2 protein-coding genes are annotated in these 2,169 nt (G+C 68.3%); both read left to right on the forward strand.

Going from position 1 to position 2,169, the window contains the following annotated elements:
- Nucleotides 1-698 (forward strand): chromosome segregation SMC family protein (locus JMF90_RS34385; RefSeq protein ID WP_201326101.1); only part of this gene is annotated, 698 nt, incomplete at its 5' end.
- 85 nt (nucleotides 699-783) lie between these two features.
- Nucleotides 784-2,073 carry a cell division protein ZipA C-terminal FtsZ-binding domain-containing protein gene (locus tag JMF90_RS34390; RefSeq protein WP_077178245.1) on the forward strand — a complete coding sequence of 430 codons (1,290 nt, stop codon included), beginning with the start codon at nucleotides 784-786 and terminating at the stop codon, nucleotides 2,071-2,073.
- Nucleotides 2,074-2,169: the final 96 nt, after the last annotated feature.

Here is a 2,169-nt window from a genome sequence, read left to right on the forward strand (position 1 = left end):
CGCTGGCCGCGAAGCTGACGCCGGATCTCAAGCCTTCGTACCTGCAGGGCGAAGTCACGCGCCTGAACAACGCGATCAACGCACTCGGCCCGGTGAACATGGCCGCGCTCGACGAGCTGAAGGCCGCGAGCGAGCGCAAGGTGTTCCTCGACGCGCAATCGGCCGACCTGATCGACGCGATCACGACGCTCGAGGACGCGATCCACAAGATCGACCAGGAAACCCGCACGCTGCTGCAGGGCACCTTCGACGAGGTCAACCGTCATTTCAGCGACCTGTTCCCGCGCCTGTTCGGCGGCGGCCAGGCGAAGCTGATCATGACGGGCGACGAGATTCTCGATGCCGGCGTGCAGGTGATGGCGCAGCCGCCGGGCAAGAAGAACGCGACGATTCACCTGCTGTCGGGCGGCGAGAAGGCGCTGACCGCGACCGCGCTCGTGTTCGCGATGTTCCAGCTGAACCCGGCGCCGTTCTGTCTGCTCGACGAGGTCGACGCGCCGCTGGACGACGCGAACACCGAGCGTTTCGCGAATCTCGTGCGCGCGATGTCCGACAAGACGCAGTTCCTGTTCATCTCGCACAACAAGATCGCGATGGAAATGGCGCAGCAGCTGATCGGCGTGACGATGCAGGAGCAGGGCGTGTCGCGGATCGTGGCGGTGGACATGGAAACCGCCGCGGGTTTTGCCCAGAATTGACGTTTGACGAAACCGGACCGCGTTCGCGCGGCGCACGAGCGCCCGTTCGCGGTCCCGACGAAAAAGAATTGCTGATGGAGCGTGCATGGACGAGTTGACACTCGGTTTGATCGGCGCGGGCGCCGTCGTGGTGGGCGGCGTCGTGGTCTACAACGCATGGCAGGGCGCGAAAGTGCGGCGCAGGATGCCGCGCCCGATGCCGGAGGAAGCGGCCGAGGCGATGAACCGCCCCGAGCGCGACGAAGAGTTGCCGTTCATCGAACCGGTGCGTCAGCCGGTGCGCCGCGAGCCCGCGGCACCGGTCGCGGCGGCGCCGGCGGCTGCGGCCGAAGCCGCGCGCGTCGAGCCGACGTTCGGCGGGGCCGGGAGCGGCGCGGCGCCGGCCGATACGCCGGCCGACCTGCAGGCCGAGGCGACGGGCGTCGACACGTCGGCCGAATCGACCGAACCGGTTGCCGGCGAAGAGGCCGTGCCCGCCGCCACGCATGAAGCGGCGGCCGAACCGGCCGAGCCGACCGAACCGGTGATGCCGGCCGCGACGACGGTCTCGTCGGCGCCGCCTGCGATCGTCGACCGCCGGATCGACTGCATCGTGCCGATCCGCCTCAACGGCCCGCTGCCGGGCGACAAGATCCTGCCGGTCGCGCAGCGACTGCGCCGCGCGGGCAGCAAGCCCGTGCACATCGAAGGCAAGCCGGAAGGCGGCCAGTGGGAACTGCTGCAGAACGGCGTGCGCTACGAAGAGCTGCGCGCGGCTGCCCAGCTTGCGAACCGCAGCGGCGCGCTGAACGAGCTCGAATTCTCCGAATTCGTGACGGGCGTCCAGCAGTTCGCGGACGCGATCGACGGCGCGCCGGAATTCCCGGACATGATGGAAACGGTCGCGATGGCGCGCGAGCTCGACGCGTTTGCCGCGCAGTGCGACGCGCAACTGTCGATCAACGTGATGTCGGACGGTGCGCCGTGGTCGGCGAACTACGTGCAGGCGGTCGCGTCGCAGGACGGGCTGCTGCTGTCGCGCGACGGCACGCGCTTCGTGAAGCTCGACGCGAAGCAGAACCCGGTATTCATGCTGCAGTTCGGCGACACCAACTTCCTGCGCGACGACCTGACGTACAAGGGCGGCAACATGATCACGCTGGTGCTCGACGTGCCGGTGGCGGAAGAGGACATCCTGCCGTTCCGGCTGATGTGCGATTACGCGAAGTCGCTGTCCGAGCGGATCGGCGCACGCGTCGTCGACGATTCGCGCCGGCCGCTGCCGGAGTCGACGCTGGTCGCGATCGACCAGCAACTGATGAAGCTGTACGCGAAGCTCGAGGAAGCCGGCATCCCGGCCGGTTCGCCGATCACGCGCCGCCTCTTTAGCCAGTAATGCGATGGCGCGGGCGACGGTCGTTGGCGCCGTCGTCCGTCGCTGCGGCGCGCACTGTTTCGTGTGCGCTGCAGCACGTCATCCGGCCCGCATTGC

Source organism: Burkholderia sp. E168m23 (genome assembly GCF_016586125.1).
Lineage (GTDB): Bacteria > Pseudomonadota > Gammaproteobacteria > Burkholderiales > Burkholderiaceae > Burkholderia > Burkholderia orbicola.

Coding starts and splice junctions, on each gene's coding strand:
- JMF90_RS34390 (WP_077178245.1), top strand. CDS start 784: ATGGACGAGTTGACACTCGGTTTGATCGGCGCGGGCGCCGTCGTGGTG.